At 34.4% G+C, this 24846-nt stretch carries 17 protein-coding genes; 4 read left to right on the top strand and 13 right to left on the bottom strand.

From position 1 onward, the window contains the following. Window positions 1–277: 277 nt before the first annotated feature. Genes AABD74_RS08140 through AABD74_RS08125 form a run of 4 tightly spaced genes read left to right on the top strand, consistent with a single transcriptional unit; the run spans window position 278 to window position 7876 of the window. Window positions 278–754, top strand: coding sequence for a hypothetical protein (locus AABD74_RS08140; protein ID WP_406845201.1), 477 nt, complete (start codon window positions 278–280; stop codon window positions 752–754). Continuing rightward, window positions 709–3669 (top strand): hypothetical protein, encoded by a 2961-nt coding sequence (locus AABD74_RS08135; RefSeq protein WP_406845200.1) that lies wholly within the window; start codon window positions 709–711, stop codon window positions 3667–3669. Before AABD74_RS08140 ends, AABD74_RS08135 begins: the two co-directional genes overlap by 46 nt. A gap of 17 nt (window positions 3670–3686) precedes the next feature. Next, window positions 3687–7364: a DUF6443 domain-containing protein gene (locus AABD74_RS08130; protein ID WP_406845199.1), complete on the top strand. Its 3678-nt coding sequence runs from the start codon at window positions 3687–3689 to the stop codon at window positions 7362–7364. An 11-nt stretch (window positions 7365–7375) separates the two neighbouring features. Continuing rightward, window positions 7376–7876 (top strand): hypothetical protein, encoded by a 501-nt coding sequence (locus tag AABD74_RS08125; protein WP_406845198.1) that lies wholly within the window; start codon window positions 7376–7378, stop codon window positions 7874–7876. 545 nt (window positions 7877–8421) lie between these two features. Here AABD74_RS08125 and AABD74_RS08120 read toward each other — a convergent pair. The 13 genes from AABD74_RS08120 to sprA all read right to left on the bottom strand — a co-directional run bounded on the left by AABD74_RS08120 (window position 8422) and on the right by sprA (window position 24833). Then, window positions 8422–8661, bottom strand: a complete 240-nt coding sequence (locus tag AABD74_RS08120; protein ID WP_406845197.1) for a hypothetical protein — start codon at window positions 8659–8661, stop codon at window positions 8422–8424. A gap of 55 nt (window positions 8662–8716) precedes the next feature. Next, window positions 8717–9298 carry a DUF420 domain-containing protein gene (locus AABD74_RS08115; RefSeq protein WP_056204465.1) on the bottom strand — a complete coding sequence of 194 codons (582 nt, stop codon included), beginning with the start codon at window positions 9296–9298 and terminating at the stop codon, window positions 8717–8719. Window positions 9299–9300: 2 nt separating this feature from the next. Continuing rightward, on the bottom strand, window positions 9301–9987 hold the full coding sequence (locus AABD74_RS08110; RefSeq protein WP_232681493.1) for an SCO family protein: 687 nt from the start codon (window positions 9985–9987) through the stop codon (window positions 9301–9303). 11 nt (window positions 9988–9998) lie between these two features. Further along, the gene (locus tag AABD74_RS08105) at window positions 9999–10655 is read right to left on the bottom strand and encodes a hypothetical protein (RefSeq protein WP_232681492.1); all 657 of its coding nucleotides are present in this window, start codon (window positions 10653–10655) and stop codon (window positions 9999–10001) included. Window positions 10656–10733: 78 nt separating this feature from the next. Next, complete coding sequence (locus AABD74_RS08100) at window positions 10734–11084, bottom strand: cytochrome C oxidase subunit IV family protein (RefSeq protein WP_406845196.1); 351 nt, start codon at window positions 11082–11084, stop codon at window positions 10734–10736. Window positions 11085–11102: 18 nt separating this feature from the next. Next, on the bottom strand, window positions 11103–12089 hold the full coding sequence (locus AABD74_RS08095) for a cytochrome c oxidase subunit 3 (protein WP_232681490.1): 987 nt from the start codon (window positions 12087–12089) through the stop codon (window positions 11103–11105). 42 nt (window positions 12090–12131) lie between these two features. Next, window positions 12132–12719 (bottom strand): cytochrome c oxidase subunit 3, encoded by a 588-nt coding sequence (locus AABD74_RS08090; RefSeq protein ID WP_232681489.1) that lies wholly within the window; start codon window positions 12717–12719, stop codon window positions 12132–12134. A gap of 2 nt (window positions 12720–12721) precedes the next feature. After that, window positions 12722–13624 carry a heme o synthase gene (gene cyoE / locus AABD74_RS08085; RefSeq protein WP_232681487.1) on the bottom strand — a complete coding sequence of 301 codons (903 nt, stop codon included), beginning with the start codon at window positions 13622–13624 and terminating at the stop codon, window positions 12722–12724. A 158-nt stretch (window positions 13625–13782) separates the two neighbouring features. After that, window positions 13783–15897, bottom strand: coding sequence for an energy transducer TonB (locus AABD74_RS08080; RefSeq protein ID WP_406845195.1), 2115 nt, complete (start codon window positions 15895–15897; stop codon window positions 13783–13785). Window positions 15898–15917: 20 nt separating this feature from the next. Continuing rightward, window positions 15918–16661, bottom strand: a complete 744-nt coding sequence (gene deoC, locus AABD74_RS08075) for a deoxyribose-phosphate aldolase (protein WP_232681485.1) — start codon at window positions 16659–16661, stop codon at window positions 15918–15920. Window positions 16662–16776: 115 nt separating this feature from the next. Further along, window positions 16777–17160 (bottom strand): VanZ family protein, encoded by a 384-nt coding sequence (locus AABD74_RS08070; protein WP_406845194.1) that lies wholly within the window; start codon window positions 17158–17160, stop codon window positions 16777–16779. Continuing rightward, on the bottom strand, window positions 17153–17533 hold the full coding sequence (gcvH, locus tag AABD74_RS08065; RefSeq protein ID WP_406845193.1) for a glycine cleavage system protein GcvH: 381 nt from the start codon (window positions 17531–17533) through the stop codon (window positions 17153–17155). The genes AABD74_RS08070 and gcvH overlap by 8 nt, the downstream gene beginning before the upstream one ends. An 85-nt stretch (window positions 17534–17618) precedes the next feature. Further along, the gene (gene sprA / locus AABD74_RS08060) at window positions 17619–24833 is read right to left on the bottom strand and encodes a cell surface protein SprA (protein ID WP_406845192.1); all 7215 of its coding nucleotides are present in this window, start codon (window positions 24831–24833) and stop codon (window positions 17619–17621) included. Window positions 24834–24846 lie beyond the last annotated feature (13 nt).

Below are 24846 nucleotides of genomic sequence, written 5' to 3'. Positions count from 1 at the left end.
CAGTCGGAAGAAAAAATCTTCCGATTTTTTTATATATAATATCTTCCCCTAAATATTTAAATCAGTAAAAAATGTTAGATAAGAAAGACATTTTCCTTTTTTCAACTATGAGATTCATAAAACTATTAAAAATAAGAAAAAAGAGATATTAACCATAGATATTTTTTGTTAATATCTATTAAAGCACAATAGTTATTTTAACAAAAATTAAGTCTAAACTTGTATTTTCTTACAAAGAAATATATTTATTTAACATTTTAACACGCCATTACCTAACATGTTTAAGCTCACTTTTTTTAAGCTACTACTAATTGTATTGTTTTTGTCCAATGTAATTTTTTCTCAAATTACTAAAGATCTTCCTAATTATTTTCCGGTAAGTCCAAATGCCGCTTCCTTTGCAAAACAAGGTTTATATCCTGTTGACTATTCTACAGGAAAATTAAATATTAGTATTCCAATATACACTATCAAAACCAAAGAACTAACGGTACCAATCTCTCTTAGTTACAATACTTCTGGAATTCAACTAAATGAAACTGCTTCATGGGTTGGCCTTGGGTGGAATTTAAATGCTGGTGGCGCAATTGTACGAAATACCAAAGGAAGACCAGATTATTTATTAAGCTCTCCAAACTATGCCCCCCAATTCCAACATTATCAGCTAGTTTTGCCTTTACTCAAGAAAATTATAAGGCATTATTTGACATGCAAAAAGGAGATAAAGATACTGCCCCTGATGAATATGTTGTAAATGCTCCCGGATTATCAGGCTCATTCTATTTTGATCAAAATGACTCTTATAAAGCGTATTTTAGGGATTTTCAAAATACTAAAGTGCAAATCATTTCTAGTACTGAAATTGAACTCATAAAAGATGATGGAACCATATATAAATTTGGAAAAAACCTACAAGGTGTTGAAAATCTGGAAATAACATCAAACCCATCAGAATTAGTTCAATCTTGGGGACTTACTTTTATTTCTGCATGGGCTTTAACAGAAATAATTTCACCAAACGGAAAAGAAATAATTTCATTTAAATATAAATCTATTGACAGCGTCGATTACCCGGTAATAACAAGTGAAAGCGTCGATTTTGATAGCCCAAGCAACCCAACAATTAGACCAAATTATCCTTTAGGGAATGGTTATCTTGCTCCAATCAGGAAGCAATTTTTACAAACTATTACTTTTCCTAACGGAAAAATAGATTTTATATCAACTCTTGATCGACAGGATTTGGTTGATGATTATAAATTAAACTCTATTGAAATAAATTCGGTTATAAATAATCAAGTTAGTTTAATTCAAAAGCATAGTTTTACATATGACTATTATTCCAGAACTGGCGGTCAAACATTTTCAGGATCCTATACAGATCCTTTAGCTAACAATACAAAAGTACAAAACAGTAAATCTTATGCATTACGACTAAAAGAAATTATCAATAATAACACCAATACAAAATACAGTTTTCAGTATAATTCTTCCCCTATCTTAAGAAGAGGAACCACAAGTCAGGATTATTGGGGATATATGAATGGTAACACAGGATCACTAATACCTCAAACCTCAATGTCAATAGAGCATTCTATTATGCCAACTATAGATGTAACTTTTGGCAACGGAAATAGAGCTGCTGATGAAAATATTATGAAATCAGGAATTCTCGAAAAGATAACCTATCCAGAAGGAGGATATAGTGTTTTCGAATATGAACCACATAGGTATATCAAAAACATAACATCTACCACGACAGTTGATAAATCATTTACCGTAAGAGCTGATGGAACAGGGGGAACCTGCTCTACTCATTATGGGGAAGGTACTGTTGCAGTAGGACCTAATTATTTAAGAGACAGTGGTAAAATATCTTATTACTTTTCTCCTGCTAAAAATGAAGTAAGTGGTTCTAATTCTTATGTTAAGTATGGTAATTCAACTATATACAGGCTTAATTATGATCCCAGTTTACAACAATACCCTACTTCATCAGGAACAATTAGTAATATAGATGTTTCGGGAATTATTTTGAAAGCTGCTGATTTCAGAAGCGGTGTTACTGGCCCTACAGGTTGTCCTTTTTTAAATATTACGGCATCTTGGAAAGAATTAACAGGAACCATAGTTACACCAACTACAATATTTGTAGGTGGGTTAAGAATAAAATCAATTAAAAATTATTTACCTGGAGCCTCTTTACCGGAAACTCAAAAGCAATATGTTTATGAGCAGGAAAATCTGATTAATCAGGAAGGAATGGGAACATACAAAAGAAAAATTATTTCAGTACAAAATCAAAGCATAGTGAGACCAATCTGTTCTTCTTCTACTATTTACAACAATAATATTGGTAGTGGTCCTAGTATGACTTATGGTAAAGTGACTGAACTAGATATAAATAAAGATACAACTTTAAAAAATGGAAAAATTGAATATTATTATGAAAACATCCCAGCATTTAGGGAAATCGATTTTTTCCCAACAATATTTAAACATCCACAATATAATGATACTACAATACCTTTTTCTAACGGCTTAGTTCCTTTTACAACACAGATCTCTGATTTTGCTTATTATAAAAATGATCTATGGAATTATGGGTCTCTTTTAAATACCAAATACTACAAAAACGATACACCAACCACTTTTAAGATAGTTAAAAATGTTACAAATACTTATCAAAAACTAGTTGAAAAAAAGATACCAAACAATGTAGTCTTTAATATTTTTGATGCACCTTTTGATTTTGGTTATGTTTTTCCAACAACACCTTATGATCAAAGTAGAGATTTTTATAGTTATCAATTTTTCTTTTTCACAGGAAGTACTTCGTTTGGCAAAAAAGTACTAACAAATACTATTGAAACAGATTACGACATCAATGAAACCCCTACCACTCAAAAAACAACTACCAATGGTTACGAAAATCCAGCACATTATCAGTTAACAAAAACTGAAACTACAAACAGTAAAAATGAGACATTAAAAACACAGTTAAGCTACCCTCAGGATTTAGTTTCTACAGGACAGACAACAGAGATGCAGGGATTAATAAATCAAAACAAAATTGACAAGCCGATAAAAACCGAAACTTTTGTCAATAATGTACAGACATCTGAGTCTATTACTAAATACGAACAGAGTACCGCTACAGGAAACCTCCTTTTACCAAAAGAAATCCATTCTTCAAAAGGATTGGTTGAAACCTTCCCTTTCAATAATGCAAACCGTAAAATAAACTTTACCTTATATGATACTGATGTAGTAGGCGGAGTGACAATTGGAAACGGAAATGTCCTGGAATATTCCCTTGAAAATGGTACACCTGTTTCAATTGTCTGGGGATATAATAAATCACAGCCTATTGCCAAAATCGAAAATGCTAATTACAGCCAGGTTTCGTCCTATGCAGCAAACCTGCAGAACCTCTCCAATACAGGAACTGAAGCGGATTTGATCACTGCTCTTAATGCTTTAAGAGCTGCACTTCCAAATGCCATGGTTACTACTTATACCTATCTGCCGCTTGTCGGGGTCAGCACCATCACAGATCCTAAAGGAGAGAAAATCATTTATACTTATGACAGTGCCGGAAGGCTACAATTTGTAAAAGACAATAATGGCAATATCCTTTCTGAAAACCAGTATAATTATAAGCCATAAATAAAACCAAAAGCATCATGAAAAATCTAATCCAATTCCTTTTGGTTTTGTTTCCTTTTATGGCAATAAGCCAGACACAAACCGAGAATTACATCAAAACTGTAACCTATAAGAAACCTTCTCTTGTAAAAATAGTCGCACCCACAATTTCAGAGGCTTCTCAAAACGTCACTTATTTTGACGGACTGGGAAGACCCATTCAGCAGACTGCATCACAGCAGTCCAAATCAGGAAAAGATATCATTATCCATATCGAATACGATGGTTTTGGTAGACAGGTCGAGGAATACCTGCCTTTTAAGGCTGAAACCGCTAACATGGCTTTTGATGCTTCCGCAAAGGCAAAAGTAATATCTTATTACGGCACTCCAAATGCTGCCCTTAACGCCAATCCGTCACTCGAGGCTACCGATTACCCTTTCAGCCGAAAAGAACTGGAAGCTTCTCCTCTGAACCGTGTGCTGAAACAAGCCGCACCAGGCAATGACTGGAGATCAGGATCAGGGCATGAAATAAAAATGAGCTATCAGACCAATATTGCAGATGAGGTAAAATTATTTACAGCCCTTACAGCATGGGATGCTGCATCTGGATTGTATAAAATTTCTTTTGTAAACAGCGGTTCTTATACTGCAAATGAACTCTATAAAACTGTTACTTATGATGAAAACACAGCTGCTTCACCACTTGAAGTAAACGGTTCAACAGTTGAGTTTAAAAACAAAGAAGGACAGGTTGTTTTAAAAAGAACCTATGCCGCAGTTGGAACAGGAACAGCCAGCGAGAAACACGACACCTATTATATCTATGATATTTATGGAAACCTGACTTATGTGATCCCTCCAAAAGCCGTGGATTTAATAGGAAGCACCGTAAGTACTCAGGCCGATATCACTTCTACTGCAGTGGTTACATCCTCAAGTGCTGCCCTTAATTTAACGGCATCCAATTCTATCCGTCTTCTGCCGGGATTTCATGCGCAGAGTGGAAGTACATTCTCGGCTGTTATTGTAAACGGCAGCCAGACTGTTTTAGATAATTTATGCTATCAATATAAATACGATCACCGTAACAGACTGGTAGAGAAAAAACTTCCCGGAAAACAATGGGAGTTTATCGTTTATGACAAACTCGACAGGGTTGTCGCCACGGGCCCTGCTAACTCGCCTTTTTCAGATTTAAGCACTGTGGGATGGATCATAACCAAATATGATGCTTTCAGCCGTCCGGTATATACCGGGTGGGCAGCTGCTGCAGCAGCAGCTACGCCTGCAGGAAGGATAACACTGCAGAATGCGCAGAACAGCCCTTCACTGACCCAGCTTAACGAGGTTAAACAGACTACAGGAACTCTGGACAATATTGCTGCCTATTACAGCAATACAGTAGAGCCGAAAACCTTCAAACTTCTTACGGTTAATTATTATGATAATTACACCTTTCCAAGTGATAAGCCTATTACAAATCCTGCCAAGATACAAGGAGATGATGTTCTGAGTACATCACAGGTAAAAGGACTGGCATCTGCCTCATGGACAAGGGTGCTTACCACAAGCACCGCTACGTTGGGAGAAACCGCTGTTACTTTTTATGACCTTAAAGCAAGACCCGTTGGAAGTTATCTCTTAAATCATCTGGGAGGTTATACTTCTGTGGAGAGTAAAATTGATTTTTCCGGCAAGACACTCTGGACTGTTACAAAACATAATAGATTAGGCACAGCGGGAGCTGACCTTATCTCAAAAGATGTTTTTACCTATTCAGACCAGGACCGATTAATGACCCAGACCCATCAGATAAACTCAGGGACAGTTGAGCTTATCCTAAGTAATACCTATGATGAACTGGGACAGTTAATTTCTAAAAGGGTTGGAAATACAGAAGCAGCACCAACACAAAAAGTTGATTATACCTACAACATACGCGGATGGCTTACAGCTATTAATGATATAACAGCGCTCAGCAAACCAAACGACCCAAAAGATTTATTTGCTTTTAGGATCAATTACAATACAATCCCATCGGGAATTACAGATGTAAAAGCATTGTATAACGGAAATATTGCAGAAACATCCTGGGCATCCAATTCAGATAATGGGGTGATCAGAACTTACGGTTACAAATACGACAATCTTAACCGATTAAAAGAAGGTGTTTATAAAAAAGGGGCTGTATTGAGTGCTTACAATGAAGCTTTATGGTATGATAAAAACGGAAATATTACAGGTCTTACCCGTAACGGGAACAGTGAAACTGCACAGCAGATCGATAATTTAACCTACACCTATGCCAATAGTAACAACACTAACACGCTGATGAAAGTTGTTGACAGCGCACCCGCTTTAACTAAAGGGTATGGTTTTGTGGACAGCGTGGCCAACACTGTTGATGATTACAGTTATGATGCCAATGGCAATATGACCAAAGACAATAACAAAAATATAACAGCCATAACCTATAACCATTTAAACCTGCCTACAAAAATTACCTTTGCCGCGACAGGGAATATTGCTTATATTTACAATGCTGCAGGACAGAAAGTGCAGAAAATTGTAACGAATGTTTCTCCGGCAAATATTACAACAACCGATTATCTGGGAAGTTATCAGTATGAAAATGGAACCTTGAAATTTTTCCCAACAGCAGAAGGTTATATAGAACCTTCTGCAAGTTTTTATAAATATGTATATCAGTACAAAGATCATTTAGGTAACATTCGTCTTAGTTATGATAAAACACTTGCCATTAAAGAAGAAAGTAATTTTTATCCTTTTGGTTTAAAACAAGAAGGATATAACAATGTTAAAACAGGTGTAGAGAATAAATATAAATACAATGGAAAGGAACTTCAAGACGAGTTAGGGCTTAACATGTATGATTATGGAGCAAGGAATTATGACCCTGCTCTTGGTCGCTGGATGAATATTGACCCATTAGCGGAGAAATCACGACGTTTTTCTCCATATACATACGCTCTTAATAATCCGATATTCTTTATTGACCCAGATGGAATGATGGCTTCGCCACCTGATTGGTATATTGATGATAGAACTGGTAAAGTACTTGGTCAAGATGGAGCATCAACAAATAATGTTAGATTGATAGACTCCAATAATTTTAATGATGTTAAAGAAGCAAATGGAGGGGCAACAACTTCAGCAGAAGCTACAGCTCAATTACAAAGTAGTGACATGAGTACGCTCGTTACTGTTAATGATACCCAGATTCAAAATGAGTTGCAACAAGTAAATGACCAATCAAGAAATATTGAACATCAGACTAATATTGTTTTAGATAGAACTAGTGGAGAAGTTAAAGCAGTACGAGGAGAACCTGGAGTGGATGGTTTAACATCAATGAATTATGAGACTCGTACAAATAAGGATGGTGTAAGCTATAATACTCAGGGAGGAAATTTATTATTAGGTCAAGCACATGGTCATAATTTAATTAAAGACTCAAATAAAGTAAATATTCCTGGGACTTCAGAAGTAGATAAGAATACTGCGGCAAGTTCAGGAGTTACTATCTATTCGATAGATGCGTACAATACGCCAGTTGGTGGTCAGGCACAAATCAATCGAGTTACTCCAGCAGGTGTTCAAACCAATGGTGTGGGGACTACTAAAGGAGCAACAGGAACAGGTACATTCAACATAGGAATGGACGCATTACAAAGATGGAGTGGTTTTTAAAATTTATTAATATGAAAAATATATTTAGTTTAGGTTTCTTTTTGTTATTGTTTAGTTGTACATCTATTAAAACCAATGATACTTTAATTCCTTATGTAATTGATATTGGTGCTGAGAAATCAATTTATAACGAAATTTCTAAAGTTAAACATAAGGATGTTGTTTTTTATATAGAGCATCTTTCAGATTCAACCTTGAAGTTTCATCTAATTAATTCTAATGGAAAAGATTTTTTAAGAACTGATAGAAAGTTATTTGTGAATGACAAATTTTATCCGATAATTTTTGATACTGATTATCTTTTTTATTCAGAAATGAAAGATGGTAAGCCCATCGTTTCTTTAGAAGTAAAAAAGAATTCTTATGAAGAAATTCCTATTCCTAGTATACAAGAAAGAGAAAAAAATCCTGAATTGTATGGCTTCAAAAAGAAATCTGTCATGATTGACAACAGTCTTTATTGGATTCTTGACAGAAAAGGAAAATTATTAAAAACTAATACGGATAAGTAATTTTTGAATATATCTAAAATGAATTGAGTATAGTAAAGCCATTCCATAACGGAGTGGCTTTTGCTTTTATAGCGTACCAAACTGTTAAAATAGAATTCATGTTAGCCTGTAACAGCGACAGTATCCCAATGGGTTTGAAAAATAGGACTCTGAACATCCTTCCCCCCTGTATCCCCTGCTGGCGCGAGCATCTTGCTCGTGAACGCACTGATGTCTCGTCTTAAAAAAAGTTTACATATTTACACTTAATCCTAAAATAGATTTACGTTCATAATTTAGTCCTGCTATTCGTTTACAATAGCAGGATTTTTTATTTGACAATTCCACTGTTCCCGCACGAATCCTTTCGTGTGTCACAAAGATAATGGACAAAGAATATAAGGAAAAAAACTTTCATCAATTGTAGTCCCTTGGTGTGATACGTTCTGAAAACTAGATTTTAACTAGTATATAGCTACACGAAAAAGAATTCATGCAAGAGCAAAGTAAATGTCTCCGTTAACGAATTAAAATAAACGAATTAAAATAAAAAAAATGCAGTATAATTATACTGCATTTTTCTTTTTAGACCGGTACATCTTATAAATAAGAAAACCAATTATGGCTACAAGTAAATATGGGATTATCATTAAAAAAACGATTCCGTCATTTACAGCTTCTGCTTTTTTTATGTTAGAATCTCCTGCAAGTGCGGCGCGGCACATAGCACATTGGGCATTCGCACTCAGAGAACAGAATATAGAGAATAGAATATAGATATACTTTGACGAAAAAAAGTTTCTCATATTATTGCCATTTTCTTGAATTCTATTTTCTTTATTCTTTGTTCTATTTTCTAATTTATGCATAATAAGGAGAAATCATTAAATAAACTACAACACCTGTTACTGCAACATATAACCAAAGCGGGAATGTTATTTTAGCTATTTTTTTGTGTTTATCAAAACGCTTCGCAAGTGCTCGTACATACGTTACTAACACAAACGGAATAATTATAATGGATAAAAGAATATGCGTTATTAAAATGAATGCATATAAATATCTAACAGCACCAATTTTAGCTTTTTCTACCGCATCTAAAATTCCGTCATGATTTACATCACCAAATTTAGTGGAGTCAGCAGTCATATGGTACGCAACATACATCGCCAAAAAAGCCAAAGACAAAGCAATTGCAAAAGTCATTAAACGTTCGTGCAGTTTAAGTTTTCCGTTTTTAACTGCAATTACTGCTGCAACTAAAACAATAGCTGTAAGGCCATTTGTAGAAGCATAAATTGGAGGTAAAAAGGAAAGCGGTTCTACATTGATTCCAAAATCTTTTAATTTGATGGCAAAAAGAATCCCTACGAGTACAGGTATAACAATTGAAACCGCAATTATGTATTTATTGTATTTTTTTTCTAATGAATGATCTTCCATTTTTATTCTTCTAATAGTATTTTAATATCTTCCTGAATCTCTCTAACGCCTTTTTTATCTAAGCCATCATAATAGATATTTGGGTTTCCAAATTCATCTTTTCGGCAGCGAATGTTTCCATCTTTATCAATCAAAGCAAACAATCCAGAATGTTCAAATCCTCCGCTTACTTTTGAATTTTCTCCGGCATAAAGATTAAATCCTTTATTAGACAAATCCATAATTGCAGCTCTGTCTCCGGTTAAGAAATTCCAGGTAGAAGATTTTACACCTAATAATTTTGCGTGATCTTTTAAAACCTGCGGCGTATCATGAGTAGGATCAATGGTAATGGAAACGATTCCAAAATTAGGGTTGCCAAAAAATGTCTTTTCAATTTCCAGCATGCTCATATTCATCTTCGGGCAGATTGACGGACAAGTCGTGAAGAAAAATTCTAAAACATATACTTTCCCTTTATAAGCCGCATTAGATATTTTAACGTTATCCTGATTTGTCAATTCAAATTTTGGAGCCGCTCCTATCGTTATTAATTTTGTGTCTTTAGAACTTTTAGAACCAACATTGTCTAAACGATTTCCTTTTACAACATCACCATTTTTAATTCTGTCAACAATTTTTGGCACTGCATAGATTCCGAAAATCAAAATAATAAACGAAATCCCTATGTAAGATTTATTTTTGAACATTATATGTGTATTTAAAGTTGTTTTGTGGCGTTATGGTTCTTTTTAAGAGCGGCACGATATTCATACAAAATGATTTTAAAGTCATCGAGCATCTCATTACTCAATTCTGATGGATGAAAAGTATCGTATCCTTCTTTATACTCGTCCTTTTTATCTTTATTCCCGCCTTTGCGGCCTCTTAAGTTTCTTTCTTTATCAACAATAAAAACATTTGATGTACCCAATTTATCATCGAGTTTCCCTTTTAAATGTAATTGGTTATAAAATGCCTGAATATCATCTGGTGAAGCAAAAACAAAATTCCAGCCAGAAACATCTGTAAAAGGTTTTAGTGCATCAACCAGCTTTTGAGCTTCCTTTTCTGTTCCGAGCGGACAGATTACTACGAATTGAAGATCTTCGAAACCGTGATAACGTTTGTAGATTTTTTCGTTAAGGTTAAAGTAGTTTCCTCTGTTACCTAAAATATCAGAACCGGAAAAACCTAAAACAGTAATTTTTTTATCTAAAGAAACTTTTTTTCCGTCGAGAGATTTCCAGTTTCCAAAGTCAGCAATTTTTGGGGTAATTATGGGAAGTTTTGTAAAACTATTTACACCTGAAGCAAAAAACAAATAGGCTACAATTGGTAAAACAAAAAGCACAAAAAGAACTATATTTTTTTTCATTGTTTTAACGGAAGTTATTGAGGTACAAAAATAAAAAAAGCTCCGTTAAACGGAGCTTCTTTTCGAATTAATATCATGTTAAAAATTCCATTTAATAGTAGAATCTTTAAAAACCCCATAAATATAGTGTCCTTCTGTCAACAAGATGAACAATAAATATAATACTAGGAAAATAACTGGCGATACAACAGCCCATCTAAGACTGCTTTTTTCACCTTCCATGTGCATGAATGCCCATACAATATAATAAGCTTTGAATATTGTTAAGATATAAAATATCCAGTTTAACAAATTCAAACCAACAAAATGATTAAACTCTAATACTCCCGGTTTGTAAATACCAAGGATAACTTCTACTGTAGTTACTACTGATAGTAATGCAAAAACAAACCAGATTCTTTTTGTATTTGATACGTGCTCGTGTGACATAATAATTAAAATCTAAAATTAAACTAAGTAGAAAACTGTAAATACAAATACCCAGACTAAATCTACAAAGTGCCAGTATAAACCAACTTTCTCTACCATTTCGTAGCTTCTTCTTTTCTCGTAAGTTCCCAATAACACATTAAAGAAAATAATGATATTAATAATAACTCCAGAAAATACGTGGAATCCGTGGAATCCTGTGATGAAGAAGAAGAAATCAGCGAATAGTTTACTACCGTATTCATTTCTGGTTAAGTTTGCTCCTTCTACTACATATTTTGCGTCAACTAAACGAGCCTCAGATTCAGCTCTTGTTAAAACAGTTTTTTTCTTTTCAGCAGTAAGGGTTTCAGTTCTGATTAATACATCAGGGTGTGCTTTAAAACCTGCCTGAATTTCAGCAACAGTATAAGTTGGCTGTGTCTCTGCATCCTGAACGAACCAAGTTCCATGGCTTCTTGTTAATGCTTCTCTTTGTTCTGGCAATTTTACTGCAAAATCTGCAAGAGCAACTCTTGTTCCATCTGCTTTAACAAACTGCAATAAACTTCCGCCTTTAGTTTCAACTGCACCATATTCTCCTTTAATGAAGTTTTTCCACTCCCAGGCTTGAGAACCAACGAAAATTAAACCTCCAATAATAGTTAAGAACATGTAAATAGCAACTTTTGTTTTCTTTAATTGGTGACCTGCATCAACAGCTAAAACCATTGTTACAGATGAGAAAATCAAGATAAAAGTCATTAAGGCTACATAATACATAGGAGCCGAAACACCATGCATAAAAGGAAAGTGTGTAAACACTTCGTCAGCCAATGGCCATGTTTCAATAAATTTAAATCTAGAAAAACCGTAAGCACCTAAAAATCCAGAGAATGTTAAGGCATCAGATACGATAAAAAACCACATCATCATTTTACCATAACTTGCTCCTAATGGCTGGCTATGCTCACCGCCTCCCCAAGTTTTTTCGTCGTTATTTGCAGTAGTAACTGTCGCTTCCATAAAAGATATTCGTTAAAAAGTTCCCAAATTTACGTTTTTTTCTTATTTAAAGAAATATAAAAATAAAAATAATAATACCCATAATAAATCCAAAAAGTGCCAATACATCGCACCTAGTTCTATACCAAGAGTTTGAGTCGGATTGTATTTTTGTTTAAAATGATTATAAATTATAATTAAAAGCGAAATTAATCCGCCTGCTAAGTGCAATAAGTGCATAAGCGCAATAACATAAAGGAAAGTTGTAGTAATTGAACTACCTTGTCCCGTCATATAATAACCGCTTTCTATAATTTGCCCGAAGCCTCTAAATTGTAAAATTACAAATAGAATCCCTAAAGCAAATGTTCCTAAAAGAAACGCAGAAGTGGCACTTCTATTCCCTTTTTCAATTGCTTTTTTTGCTAAATAAAAAGTAACACTGCAGCCAATAATAACTGCTGTACTAAAATAAAATGCAGTTGGTATTTGAAAATTAGTCAACCAGTCTGCTCTCGATTTACTTACTACAAACGCACTCGCTAATCCTGCAAACATCATGGTCATACTTACCATTGCAAATAACAAAATCAGTTTTGCCGATTTTGATTTTTGCACCTGTTCTTCACTTGCTTTAATTGTCATTTCCATAACTATCTTAAAAATTTATCTACTATAAATACAATCTGCAGTAACGAAATATACGATACGCTTACCAGCATTAATGTTCTTGCTGCTTTTGCTGTTCTCAATTGATACAAACGCACCGCATAAAACAACATCCATAAACCCAGTAAAAACACTAAAACTGCTGCTATTGGCGAAATAAATAACTGTCCTGTATATCCTAAAACCGGCAACAAAGAAGCTATAATTAACCAAATCGTATACAAAATAACCTGCAGAGCTGTTTTTCTATCTTTGTTTCCGGTTGGAAGCATGAAAATACCTGCTTTTGCATAATCATCATACAAAAACCATCCAATGGCCCAAAAATGAGGAAACTGCCAGAAAAACTGAATCAAAAATAATGTTCCGGCTTCGATGCCAAATTCTCCCGTTGCTGCAACCCAGCCTAACATAAACGGAATTGCCCCCGGAAAAGCTCCAACAAAAACCGACAATGAAGTCACAGTTTTTAAAGGAGTATATATACTTGTATATAAAAATATTGATATTGCAGCAAACATTGCCGACTTTGCATTTATGGTATACAACAATGCTATGCCTATTATAGTAAGCAGGCTTGCAACAATTAATGCTGTTATGGGAGACATTCGTCCGGAAGGAACCGGACGGTTTTTTGTTCGGTCCATTAAAGAATCGATATCTTTTTCAATTACCTGGTTGAAAGCATTTGAAGCTCCAACCATACAATAGCCGCCTATTGACAAAATAATTAGAACACTCCATTTAAAAGGATGTTCGTCATTAACTCCTAATAAATATCCCGCAATTGAAGAAAACAAAACACTAATAGCCAAGCCGGCCTTAGTTATCTCTTTGAAATCCAGAAATATTGATTTTATTGAAATTGTATTTTTAGCAGCGTTCAATACCGTAGTCTTTGTATATTTTTTTTGAGTGCTGCAAATGTACAAATTAGATTATAGAATTTAGGACTTTAAAATTAGATTTTTTCCAATAAAACCAGCACAAAATAGGAACTTTCCAATCTTTAACACTATTATTTCGAAAAATCTTATTAAAAATTCTAGTAATCAAAATACCAGTTAAAGATATCAGAACGTAAACCAATAGTAAACCAGGTTGTACTTTGCTTAAATGTTGTTGCAGTTTCCTGGGTTGGGTCAAAATTTCTATAAATAAAGCTTCCGAATAGTTTTAAATTTGTTATCGGGTTTATTAAATATCCACCTTGAATATCGGCAATAAAAATGCTGGTTTTATTTCCCTGCCCTACTTTTACACCTGTATCATAAGGACGGTTTAGATCATAATCTTTATAGATATTTCCTCCATAATTATAACTGTTTTCTGCGGTATCAAAATCTAAACCTCTTTTACCAACAGTAAACTTAGCATCGGCAAAAAGACGTCCTTTATGGTAACGGCCAATCGCAATTAATTCTTCAAAATTTCCTCCCCATTGATGCCCAATACTTTGATTGTTATGACCATAATTCGTAATTGGATCACTATGAGAATACACATAAGGACGTACATGATTATATTCTAATTGCAAAAGCAGGTCTTTAACCTTAAAAGCATTATAGTATTTAGCCCCTAATTGATATCCAAATTTATTTTTCCAGCTTTGATCTCCTTCTTTCATATCACCAATCGAGAATTCGTCTAATAAAAACTGAGCATATAAATTAACATTGTTGTTCCATTTGTATTTAGACGTGATTCCTAAAAGCGCATTTCCGCTTCGGGATGATGAGGCAAACTCAACAGAACGGTAAAAAATAATTGGGTTCACAAAATTGATATCAAATCCTCTGTTATTAGTATCTGTCCAAACAACAGATTCAAAAAAACCAAAGTTTAATTTGTTCGAAACATTCCAGCTTAAATAATGGTTTGCCATAAATTTTGTTGCATAGGTTCTGTCGACTGTTACATCTGGACGAACATCTTTAAGCCACATATAAGTATTGGTATACTTGATTTTCCAAAAATTGGTATTTATTTTAAAGTATGGATAAGGGCTTGCTCCATCACTTTCAAGCAGCGAACGATATCCGTCTCCAATAAAATTTCTTCCATAACCCAATTGCAGATCAAATATTTTACTTGGTGCAAAAGTAATATTGGCTTCTGCCAAAGGAAAATCGTATGCATCAGTTTTAAATCTCTTAGCAATTCCCATTCCCGGAATAATTGCCGGATTTCCTCCAGAAGGTTTTAGTGTTTCTGCATAATCGTTATAATAACCTGCAAACCTTCCCTGGCTTTCAAAAATGGTTGTTGTAAAATTGATCTGCTTTCCTAAACCTCCTCTAAAATTAAGTGCACGGGTATTTACATACGAATAAGAAGCATCAAGATCTGAAGCTTTTCCCATTTGTAAATCAAGAATTGGGTTTAATGCCAGCCAGTAATCTTCTCCTTGAATCTGCACAAGGTTTTCATTCCAGAGTTTTCTTCCCCACCAGCCCGAAACTTTTTTCTGTAGCGACTCGTTTACTGCTTTTAAATTATAATATTTTGAAACCTCAGCATAAGTATAAGGTTTTGATGCTGTATGATTATTACTTCCCACCTGATTCATTGCGCCATCAAACTGTGCATAATAACTATGAGAGAATGGTATATTTAAATGACTTTCAAACTCTGGCATATTGTACTTTTTGTATACAATACTGTCTAATTCTGTCATTGGTTTTTCAAATGGTTTTTCAATTTCGGATGCTGCTAAAGCTTCTGCCGCAAGTTGGTCTGCATTTTTTAAAGGAATATCAATTGAAATTGTATATTTTGAGTAAGTTGGTTTTCCGTTATAAGTCGAAGGTTTTATTTTCGGAAATTTTCCAAAAACTCGTTTTGCTTCTTCAGATAATAAATCATTTGCTGCATTTACATAAATTACTATGAACTCTCCGTTTGCATCAACTTCAAACAACACTTTTACTTCGCCTTTGTAATTGTTTTGTTTTAAACTTTCAGGAACTTCAAAATTATTATAGACAAAATCCTGTACTTCTTTATAAAAGCAATTTTCCAGTTTTTTAGCCTCCAGATTTTCACAGTTTGGAAAAATAGGAAACTGCTCTGAAGTAAAACCAGATTTTACATTAGTCTGCTGTGCAAAACCAAGTAAGGAAAGGAGAGTAATAACAAAAGATAAAAAAAACTTATTCACGTAGATTGGGGGCTTATGATTTAATATTGATTTGTGGTATTTTTTCCGTCTGCGATCGCTTTTGCTGCCGAAGTCCCGATGCGTTTAACTCCTAAACGAATCATTTCTGCTGCGTCTTCATAAGAGCGAACACCACCGGCAGCTTTTACCGGCAAAGGCGATGCATTTTCCAGCATCATTATAACAGCAGGGATTGTTGCTCCGTTTGGCAGATGATTTTCGGTTTTATAAAACCCTGTAGATGATTTTACATAAACGGAAGCGTAATCTTCTTCTTTGAAATTTGATATAACAACATTTTTTATCAAAGCCGAAAGCTGAATAATTTCTTTATCAGTCAAAGCTGCAACTTCAATAATCCATTTTACTGTTTTATTACTGGCTAAACCTATTTGGGTTCCAATTAGAATTTCTTCTTTTATTAATGAAACATTTCCATCTTTAAAAGCTTCATAATTACAGACAAAATCTAAATCATCGGCGCCATTTTCAATTGCTTCATTTGCTTCCTTAATTTTAGATTCTAAACTTGAGTTTCCCTTTGGAAAATCTATTACTGTACCAACAAGTAAATTCGAATTTTCTTTTAAAATCATTTCTTTGGCCAGACTCACATATTCAGGTCGAATCATTATGAGTTTAAATTTTTCCTGAATTGCTTCTGCAATTGCTTTTTTGACTACAATAATATTATCCTCTTCCGAAATTCCGGCTTGAGAAGCAGTTTTTAAATAAGTAGAATCTAAGTATTGCTTAACATTCATAATATTGAAGTTAGATCGAATGAGGCAAAAATACATTTAAATTCAGAAAAAATGCTCTTTTATAAAGCTTGATTTTATGACAATAAAAAACCCACCGAAGTGGGTAATTATATTCTTATATTTTATCGATCTGTTTTTTAAAAGCTATCGCAGAAAATACCCCTGCAACTGCACCTAATGCATTTGCCAAAACATCTGATACATCGGATGCTCTTGTTACTGTTAAAACACTTTGTAAAATTTCGATTGTAATTCCAAAGAAAACAGAAAAAATAAACGAAATTAAATAAGCTTTATAGTCATTAGCATCTTTTCCTTTGAGCTCTTTCTTGAAAAACAAAATCCAGGAAAGGGTAAATCCAAAGTGAAAACAAAAATGCACAATCTTGTCAATACTCGGTATATTTACCGCCGGAATATTACTTGAATCTATTAAACAAAAATACGCAATGATTCCAGAGCAGATAATTGCCCAGATTAACAATAATTGTTTAGGCACCGATAAGTTGTTTATAAGCTTCGTCAGATAATAAAGTATCTATTTCTGATGCATCAGCAATTTTGACTTTAATCATCCATCCAGCTCCGTAAGGATCAGAATTTACAGTTTCCGGAGCGCTTTCTAAATCTTCATTAAAAGCAATAATTTCTCCAGTTAAAGGTAAAAACAAATCAGAAACTGTTTTAACAGCTTCAACTGTTCCAAAAACCTCATCTTTATCAAGTGTCTGATCTAAAGTTTCTACTTCAACATACACAATATCCCCTAACTCTTTTTGTGCAAAATGAGTAATTCCTACAGTTGCAACATCGCCTTCGATGCTAACCCATTCGTGATCTTTTGTGTACTTTAAATTTGCTGGTATGCTCATAATAGTATGTTTGAAAATTGATATTTTAATAATTCAGCAACAAATGTAATAATCTTCTAATAAAATCTCGATTAGAAACCTAAATTTAATTTCCGAAATTATAACGAAGCGTAAAACCTGATCGAATGTTCGTTAACGGGAATGATGTTGAAATTACTGCCTTTGAAAACGAATGATCATAATAGAATATTGCAGTAAGGTTTTTACTGAATGAATAATCTGCTGTTAATTTTAATGACCATATATTTTGTCCTGCTGCTAATTGATTATTATCATAATCTAAGTAACGAACCAAAGTTTGATTATTTCTATATGAAAAATCAGCTTTTATGTTAATGTCGCTTTTAATAATTCCTGTTGGGTTATCAGCAAGTCTTGATGAAAATATAACATCTTTAAATCGATACCCTAAACCAACTACATATTCAATACCTTTAACTTCTGTCAATAAATTATTGTCAAAACTCATTGATAATGCTCTGTCTTTTTTAATTTCAGAAAGAACTCTCAGCGAGCTTTTCAACTCAAAATCCATTCTAATTAATGGGCTGAACTGTTCTACCAAATTGATATTCGACATAATAATTTCATTGAAGAAATTGGTATTAACATCCTGCACTTTCGGCGAATCATTATAATCAAAATTTGATCTGAACTGATTGATCGTATAAGATGCCCTATAATTATGCTGTAATGAAAAACGCTTAAATTTGTCTTTGAAATATTTATAACGCATTAATCCATTATATTTAATACTCCAGTTTGGAATTGGGAAACTTCTAAATATATCTGTCGATGAACTAGAAGCATCGCTTCCTGTATAGGCAGCCAAAAATGACGGCAATAATACGGCCTGATTACTCTTAGTATATCCTATTGGATATCCTTGATTGGCGGTATAAATTGCATAATTTGGATCTGTATCTGCCGGAATTGGATTGTTTGCATCACCATATCTTGGAATTACAACACCTGAACCATAATGCTGCTCTGCCAAACGGTTTGCAATTATTAAACGATTATTTCTAAAATCATCAAATGCAGCCGACTCGTTTTCGTTGCTGGTCGAAAAAGCTGTTTTTATCAATACTGTAGAAATAGAGAACATTCCGTATGTGTAAGGAGACAATGGCATATATTCATGCGTCGCCGGATCAACACTATATTGTTCTGAAGTATTTTCAGAATAAGAGCGGTCCATTGACAGATCAACTTTTAAATCTGGCAGTAAATCAATATTAGCCGTAATCTTCAACAATTTATTAGTAACCTGTGAATAGCTTTGATTAAAATCCTGATAAGTTGTAAGCCATCCATTTTTAGCAGCTTCGTAACGCACATCATCCTGACTTCCAAAAATAAACCCTAAAGATGGCTTAGACGTTCCTAAGAAACCAATACTTGGCGTATAACCCGGTAAAACCGTTCCGCTGTTTTTGGTATAATTAATCTGAACATTTTTAATACTTGTCAATACTCCAATTAAACCATCATAAAATGGACTATTACTCACGACTGGTTTAGCCGTATTTACAATTTTTTCACCCGGTTTTGGCGGAGCTGTTGGTTTAAGTTTAGCTTGCTTTTTTGCACCGGGAGTTAACCCTAAATACTTATACAGCGTAGGCATATTTAAAGTCGTTGTAAGTGTATTTGAGTTCGCATTTTGAATTGTATTTCCTAAATCAAACTCATTACCATTATCATCGACATACTGAGAAAATGCTGTCGAAGAACGCTGCCAGCTATAGTCTGCTGTATAAGAATAACTTGCTTTTACAAAACCAAAAATTGGAATTTTGTTAATTGGAATTTCATAGTTTAACACCAATTGCTGTGCATGCTGGTTTGGAGTTCCAATATCCCAGTAGTCATCCCATATATTGAAATCTTCTTTTGGTGTGTTGTCATCATTTAAGAAATTTCGAACGATATTATTTGATGTTGCACTATAATTCAGCTTTAAAGATTTGGTTAAATTAAAACCAAAACCATACTGATAATTAAAGGCAAAATTTCGTCTGTAAAGCGGATCAAGCCCAATGCCCTCCACTTCAACTTCCCTAAACTGCTGACGATTGCTTTGTCTTAAAATATTAGAATTGAAAGATATATTTGAAGGAAGATAATTAAAATTGAAATCACTTAATAATTTCCAGTAATCACTTTTCTTCATGAACTTAGTGCTCTTAAACGGAACAACTTCTTTTGGCTGGAATGTATAGGCATAGTTTACCGCCGTATTTGATTGTTCGTCTTCATAATTTTCTACTTCATAATCATGACGTTCTACCTGATTGTAGGATTGTGAAAATGTAAAGTTTTCGACATCATAAACATGAGGCTTTTGCTCGGCTGCCCTATCTTTTCTAACCCCGATAAAGTTGATGCTTTTTCGTTTTGTATAATCTACGGCACGGGTTCTGATATTCTCTTTTTCCGCCTCATCTGTAGTTTCTCTAATTAACTGATCCAGCTTAATATCCTGATTAAACGGATCGTATTCCGGTGTAATTACTTCTTCGCCAATTGCGTAATTAAATGGCAGGTTAATACCCCATTTTTTAGGCAGTAATTTTCCTAAGTTTAAATTAGTTACGATGTTATACTGCTGAATATCTTCACGGCTGCGTTCATTTGCCCCCTGTTCTAAAGACCCGAAACCAATTGTACTTTTTCTACCCGTTGCAGAAAGAGTAGCAAGATCGGCCATATTGGTATCGACATTTAATATCGCTGCCATACCGCCTTTGTTTTCTAAATCAGACATACGAAGTTCATTAAACCAAACCTCCCCTTTAATATCTTTATGATCGGCCCTGCTCTTTACTCCGACCATTAAGTTTCGAACTAAACCAAAATTAGGATTTCCTTTTATACCTAAAACTAATTTGTCATCACCATCTCCGCCTTCAACATCCGGGTCATTATCCGGGTAATAAATACCATTCTCATCTCTTTTCGTAGAATTGATATCAATGCTCATCCCCTTGATTTTCATTTTGGTCAACAGCTCAAGAGCTAAATCAATATCATTTTCTTCCATCCAAACCTGATCCGCGCTTATTGCACAAGACCCTCCTGTAGGAGTTACTTTTAATGGAATTTCGACCTGATAAAAGTTTTGTGTAAAGTCATTTCCAAAACGGATAAAACCTACCATTTCATCATTTTGAAGTGTATTTTCATTTGGCAGAGATTCGGCGTGTAAAAACATTTTTAGTTTTTTATACTGACGCATATCTACACTTACATTTTTGAAAACTGCTCTTGAATCCTGATACTGTAAACCTGAACCTGCAACTCTTACTGCTAATGCCTGCTCATTTTGATTGATAACTGTATTGTTATTGTACAGCTGCTCTCTTTGAACTCCCGGCGGAATTACATAGTTAACCGGACATTTATTACTGTTTTCCTGAATATTTACTGCCGCAACATCAAATTCTACAGTAGAATCGTCTGGTTTTGGGTGATTAACATCTAGTGTTCCTGTATATCTTCTCCATTCTCCTCTTACTAAATCTAAAGCTCCAAAACGAACAGTTGTCTGACCGCTAAATCCAGTCATGAACATACGCATAAAACGAATAGATCTAAAGTCTGTAATATTTCCAATTGTGTTTTGAGGCTGCGAAACAGGGATTTTAAACTGAATCCATCTGGCAGTTGTGGTTCCGCCATTTGGCAATTCTATAGGCCCTAAATCACCTGGCTCACGAATGTCTGTAATGTAATTTTGACCAACCTGCATTCCCGGCTTAATATCGATGCTATATTCATAATATGCATTTATAGTACTCATCGTATTGTCACGGTTAATATCTTCAACATCCGGCAGCGTTGTAGAGCCGCGATTTGGATCGTCAATGCTTACTGCAGAGTTACCTTCTGTACCGTTATAATTTTTATAGCGTTCTAAAACGCCTCCATCTGTATTTAAATAGTAAGTATAATCATCTGCAGCCGGATCTGCCTCACCAGCGTAACTTGTATAAATTTGTCCTTCTTGAGAACTTGGTAAACCATCTAAACCAATGTCCTGATTTTTTCTATTGTCAGGATTGGTATCAAAAGCATAAATTAAAGATTGCGAAGCCGGAACATCTCCCCAAAGCGGCCTCGGATTAACCTTAATCTGGTCCGGCCCTAATCCATTTTCGTATTGTTTTCTTCCATCTTTTAAAACATCCTCAGAGATTTCCCCTAAGTTGAAGTAAATTTTACCTGTATTATTTACCGGAGCTTCTGAGTTTCCTACATAAGGATCCAAAACCCAAAACTGGATATACTCGACATTTCCCTGTTCAAAATTGGTTGAATTTAAAGCACGCATAATTCCACCAAAATTTGTTGTCGGACTGGTTGTCGCAAAATCAGGATTATTATTATATGGACCTCTTTCAGATGGATAATAAGTTAAATCCAATGTATTGACAACCTGAATCTGTCCCTGAGCAATATCTGTATTTGGATACAACTCTCTGCTGTAAATCCTTCTTGTTGTATTTAATGATAAATCGTCATTTGAGATTCCTGATGGTTTTGAGGTATAAAATACCGGGTCAATTGTATACCATGATAATTTTGCTCTTTTAAAACCGTAATCCAGAGTGTTTGAATTTGCATTAAAAGTATTATCTGTAATAGAATTTATATATGGTGTCGAAGCTAAACTCCACGCATATGCAGAACGCATATCAATGGTTGACTGCGAACCTTCAAAATCATCAATGTATATTGTTGCTTCACCTTCAAAATCACTGGCTTTTGGCGCATCCGGTTTTAAAAATGCAACTTCACCTCGAATAGATAAATTCGAAGGAACATCTGTATCAACATTTGGAAGCTTGTTTGCTAATCTGGTTAAAAATGGAACTTCTGTAGAATAGTTTCCATTAAATCCAAAAATAGTATTGTTTACAGATTCCTGCCCATAACTTGATTTTTGAGTAAATGGTCTTTCTGTCATTTTTAAGAAAGTTCCACCTACTACAAATTTATCCGAAATTTTATGCTCAACATTCAATCCCATAAATCTTCGAGTCTGCTGTCCGAAGATTGAATTATTTTCTAACGAAACTTCAATTGGAGTATTTGATGCCTGCAGTGAAGGATCAAGAATTTGTACTCTTCCTAATTGATAATCGACGCTGTAATCTATTCCTTCAACTAAAACTCTTCCGGCTGCTGTAACTACAACAGAACCCTGCGGCACATTGAATGCCCCAATAGGGATTCCGTTACTTCCGGATGATTTGTATTTTCCTCTTAATAAGAATTTGTTTTTATCACTGTCCTGCAATGCACCCGCTTGTGTATTTCGGTACATATTTCTAAATACGTACTTCTGCTGGTTTGCATTATAGGTTGCCGGATCGTTATAACTCTCTCCTCCGCCTGTTTGTAATTTATTGAATATAAGTTCCCCAAAAGGCTCTTTTGTTGTAAATATTATTCGCCCATTTTGAACGTCAACCGTAATGCCCGGAATATAATCGAAGAAACCATCTCCGCCAGCCTGTGGATCATTATTATAATTTAAACGGTCCAGGTTGAAAACATTCAATAATGGGGTTTGATCTACCTTCATATCCGATGTTGGGTTTGGCGGAAAACTTGACCCTTGAACCGGCGTGATATAATTTATTGGCGAAGGATCTGTGTAAAGAATATTTAACCTGAAATCGTCTTGTTTAATTTGATAGGCCTGCGGAATTTGATAAACGTTTTTCATCATCAGGTTCCAAACCGGATTTTGAACGTTTGTCAAATTACTTTTCAGCATTTTCAAAACTAAACTCTGCGTAATAATTGCCTGATTTGCATTGTTATTTCCTGTTACAACTGTTCCATCAACACCATCACTGCCAAATTCCCCAACCTGATACACTTTGCCTCCAATTGTATATTCGAAGGCAACGGCCAAAATTTCATCATTTGCCAAACGCTGCTGCAAAGAAAGGTATCCTAACTGTGGATTAAATGTATATTCTGCAGTAGTTAATTTTCTGGCATTTTCTAAAACAGAATAATCAGTTGCTTCGCTGACATTTGTGTTGTTGAATCCAGATTTTGCTGTTACAATTTCTCTAATTTTAGAATTTAAGAAAGAACTTGCCTGACCTATTGTTGCCGGATCGTACTTATTGTTATTGTTATTAGTTGGCGAATCTATCGGATTGTTGAAAAATCCTGCTGTTGAACTAATAACTACAACTTCGTTATCCGGAACTCCTGTTATTTGAGCTTCACCTAAATCCTGAAGCGCAATGATATTTCTAAGGTTATTATTGTTTGTGCTTACACGATTTTGTTTGTTGGTTACCCAGACTTCTAATCTTGTAATTTGAACACGGCTGTCAATAAACGGGTATTTTTTTAATGATGCATCGTACTTATTTCTAAAATACTGAGATAAGAAAAAGTGACGATCATTATCATAATCTAAAGCATATAAATCGAAGTTTTGAACTGTACCTCCGTTTTCTGCAACTACACTTTTTGTCTGTGATTTTTGTTCAGAGAAAACTCCTGTAATGGTAGTTTTTCCAAATTGCAATTGTGCTTTTACCCCAAATAAACTTTGTGCCCCGCGAATTAAAGTACTATTAAGCGGCATGCTGACGTTACCAACTTCTACTTTTTGAATAATATCATCTTCGGAAGGAGTATAAGCTAATTTAAATAAGTTTTGAAATGCAAATGTCGATTGGGTATCGTAATTAGCATTTACTTCTAATCTTGTCCCTACTTTCCCCATTAAACTCATACTAATACGCTGGTCAAAGTCGAATGTAAGACTTGATCTGTTTCGAGGTGAGAATGAAGGGTTGTCTTGTTTAGTGTAACGAACACCTAAATCCATTTCGACAGAACCTGTAGGTTTTACATCAATGGTGTTGCTTCCAAAAACGCTTTCAAAAAGACTTGAATTGATATAGTATCTTGGCAGTAAATCTTTTTTAGCCGCTTCGGCTCCGTTTTTTTTGCCGTCGATTGCATCTGCTTTTTTTCTAAAATAATCTCTTCGTGATTCTTTTAGAACTAAATCTTCATATTCTTTGGGAGTTAAAACAATAGGATAATCGATTGAAAAACCATCAACCGAATTGGTGTAAATATATCGATCTGTAATAGGATCATATTTATATGCCGAAAGTATGCTTGGAGGATTTTCTAACTCAAGTTTCCCTACAGAAAATTGAGTTTTTGTTGTATCTTGAACCGCCGGATTTACTTGTGATCGCATAACGTTACCACAAAATAAAACCAGTAAAAAAATACAAATTTTACGCATACAATTGGTTATA

This window comes from Flavobacterium soyae (assembly GCF_045348165.1).
GTDB classification, from domain to species: Bacteria; Bacteroidota; Bacteroidia; order Flavobacteriales; family Flavobacteriaceae; genus Flavobacterium; species Flavobacterium soyae.
Note: the sequence above shows the minus strand (reverse complement) of the source record. Positions and strands in the feature narration are given on the sequence as shown.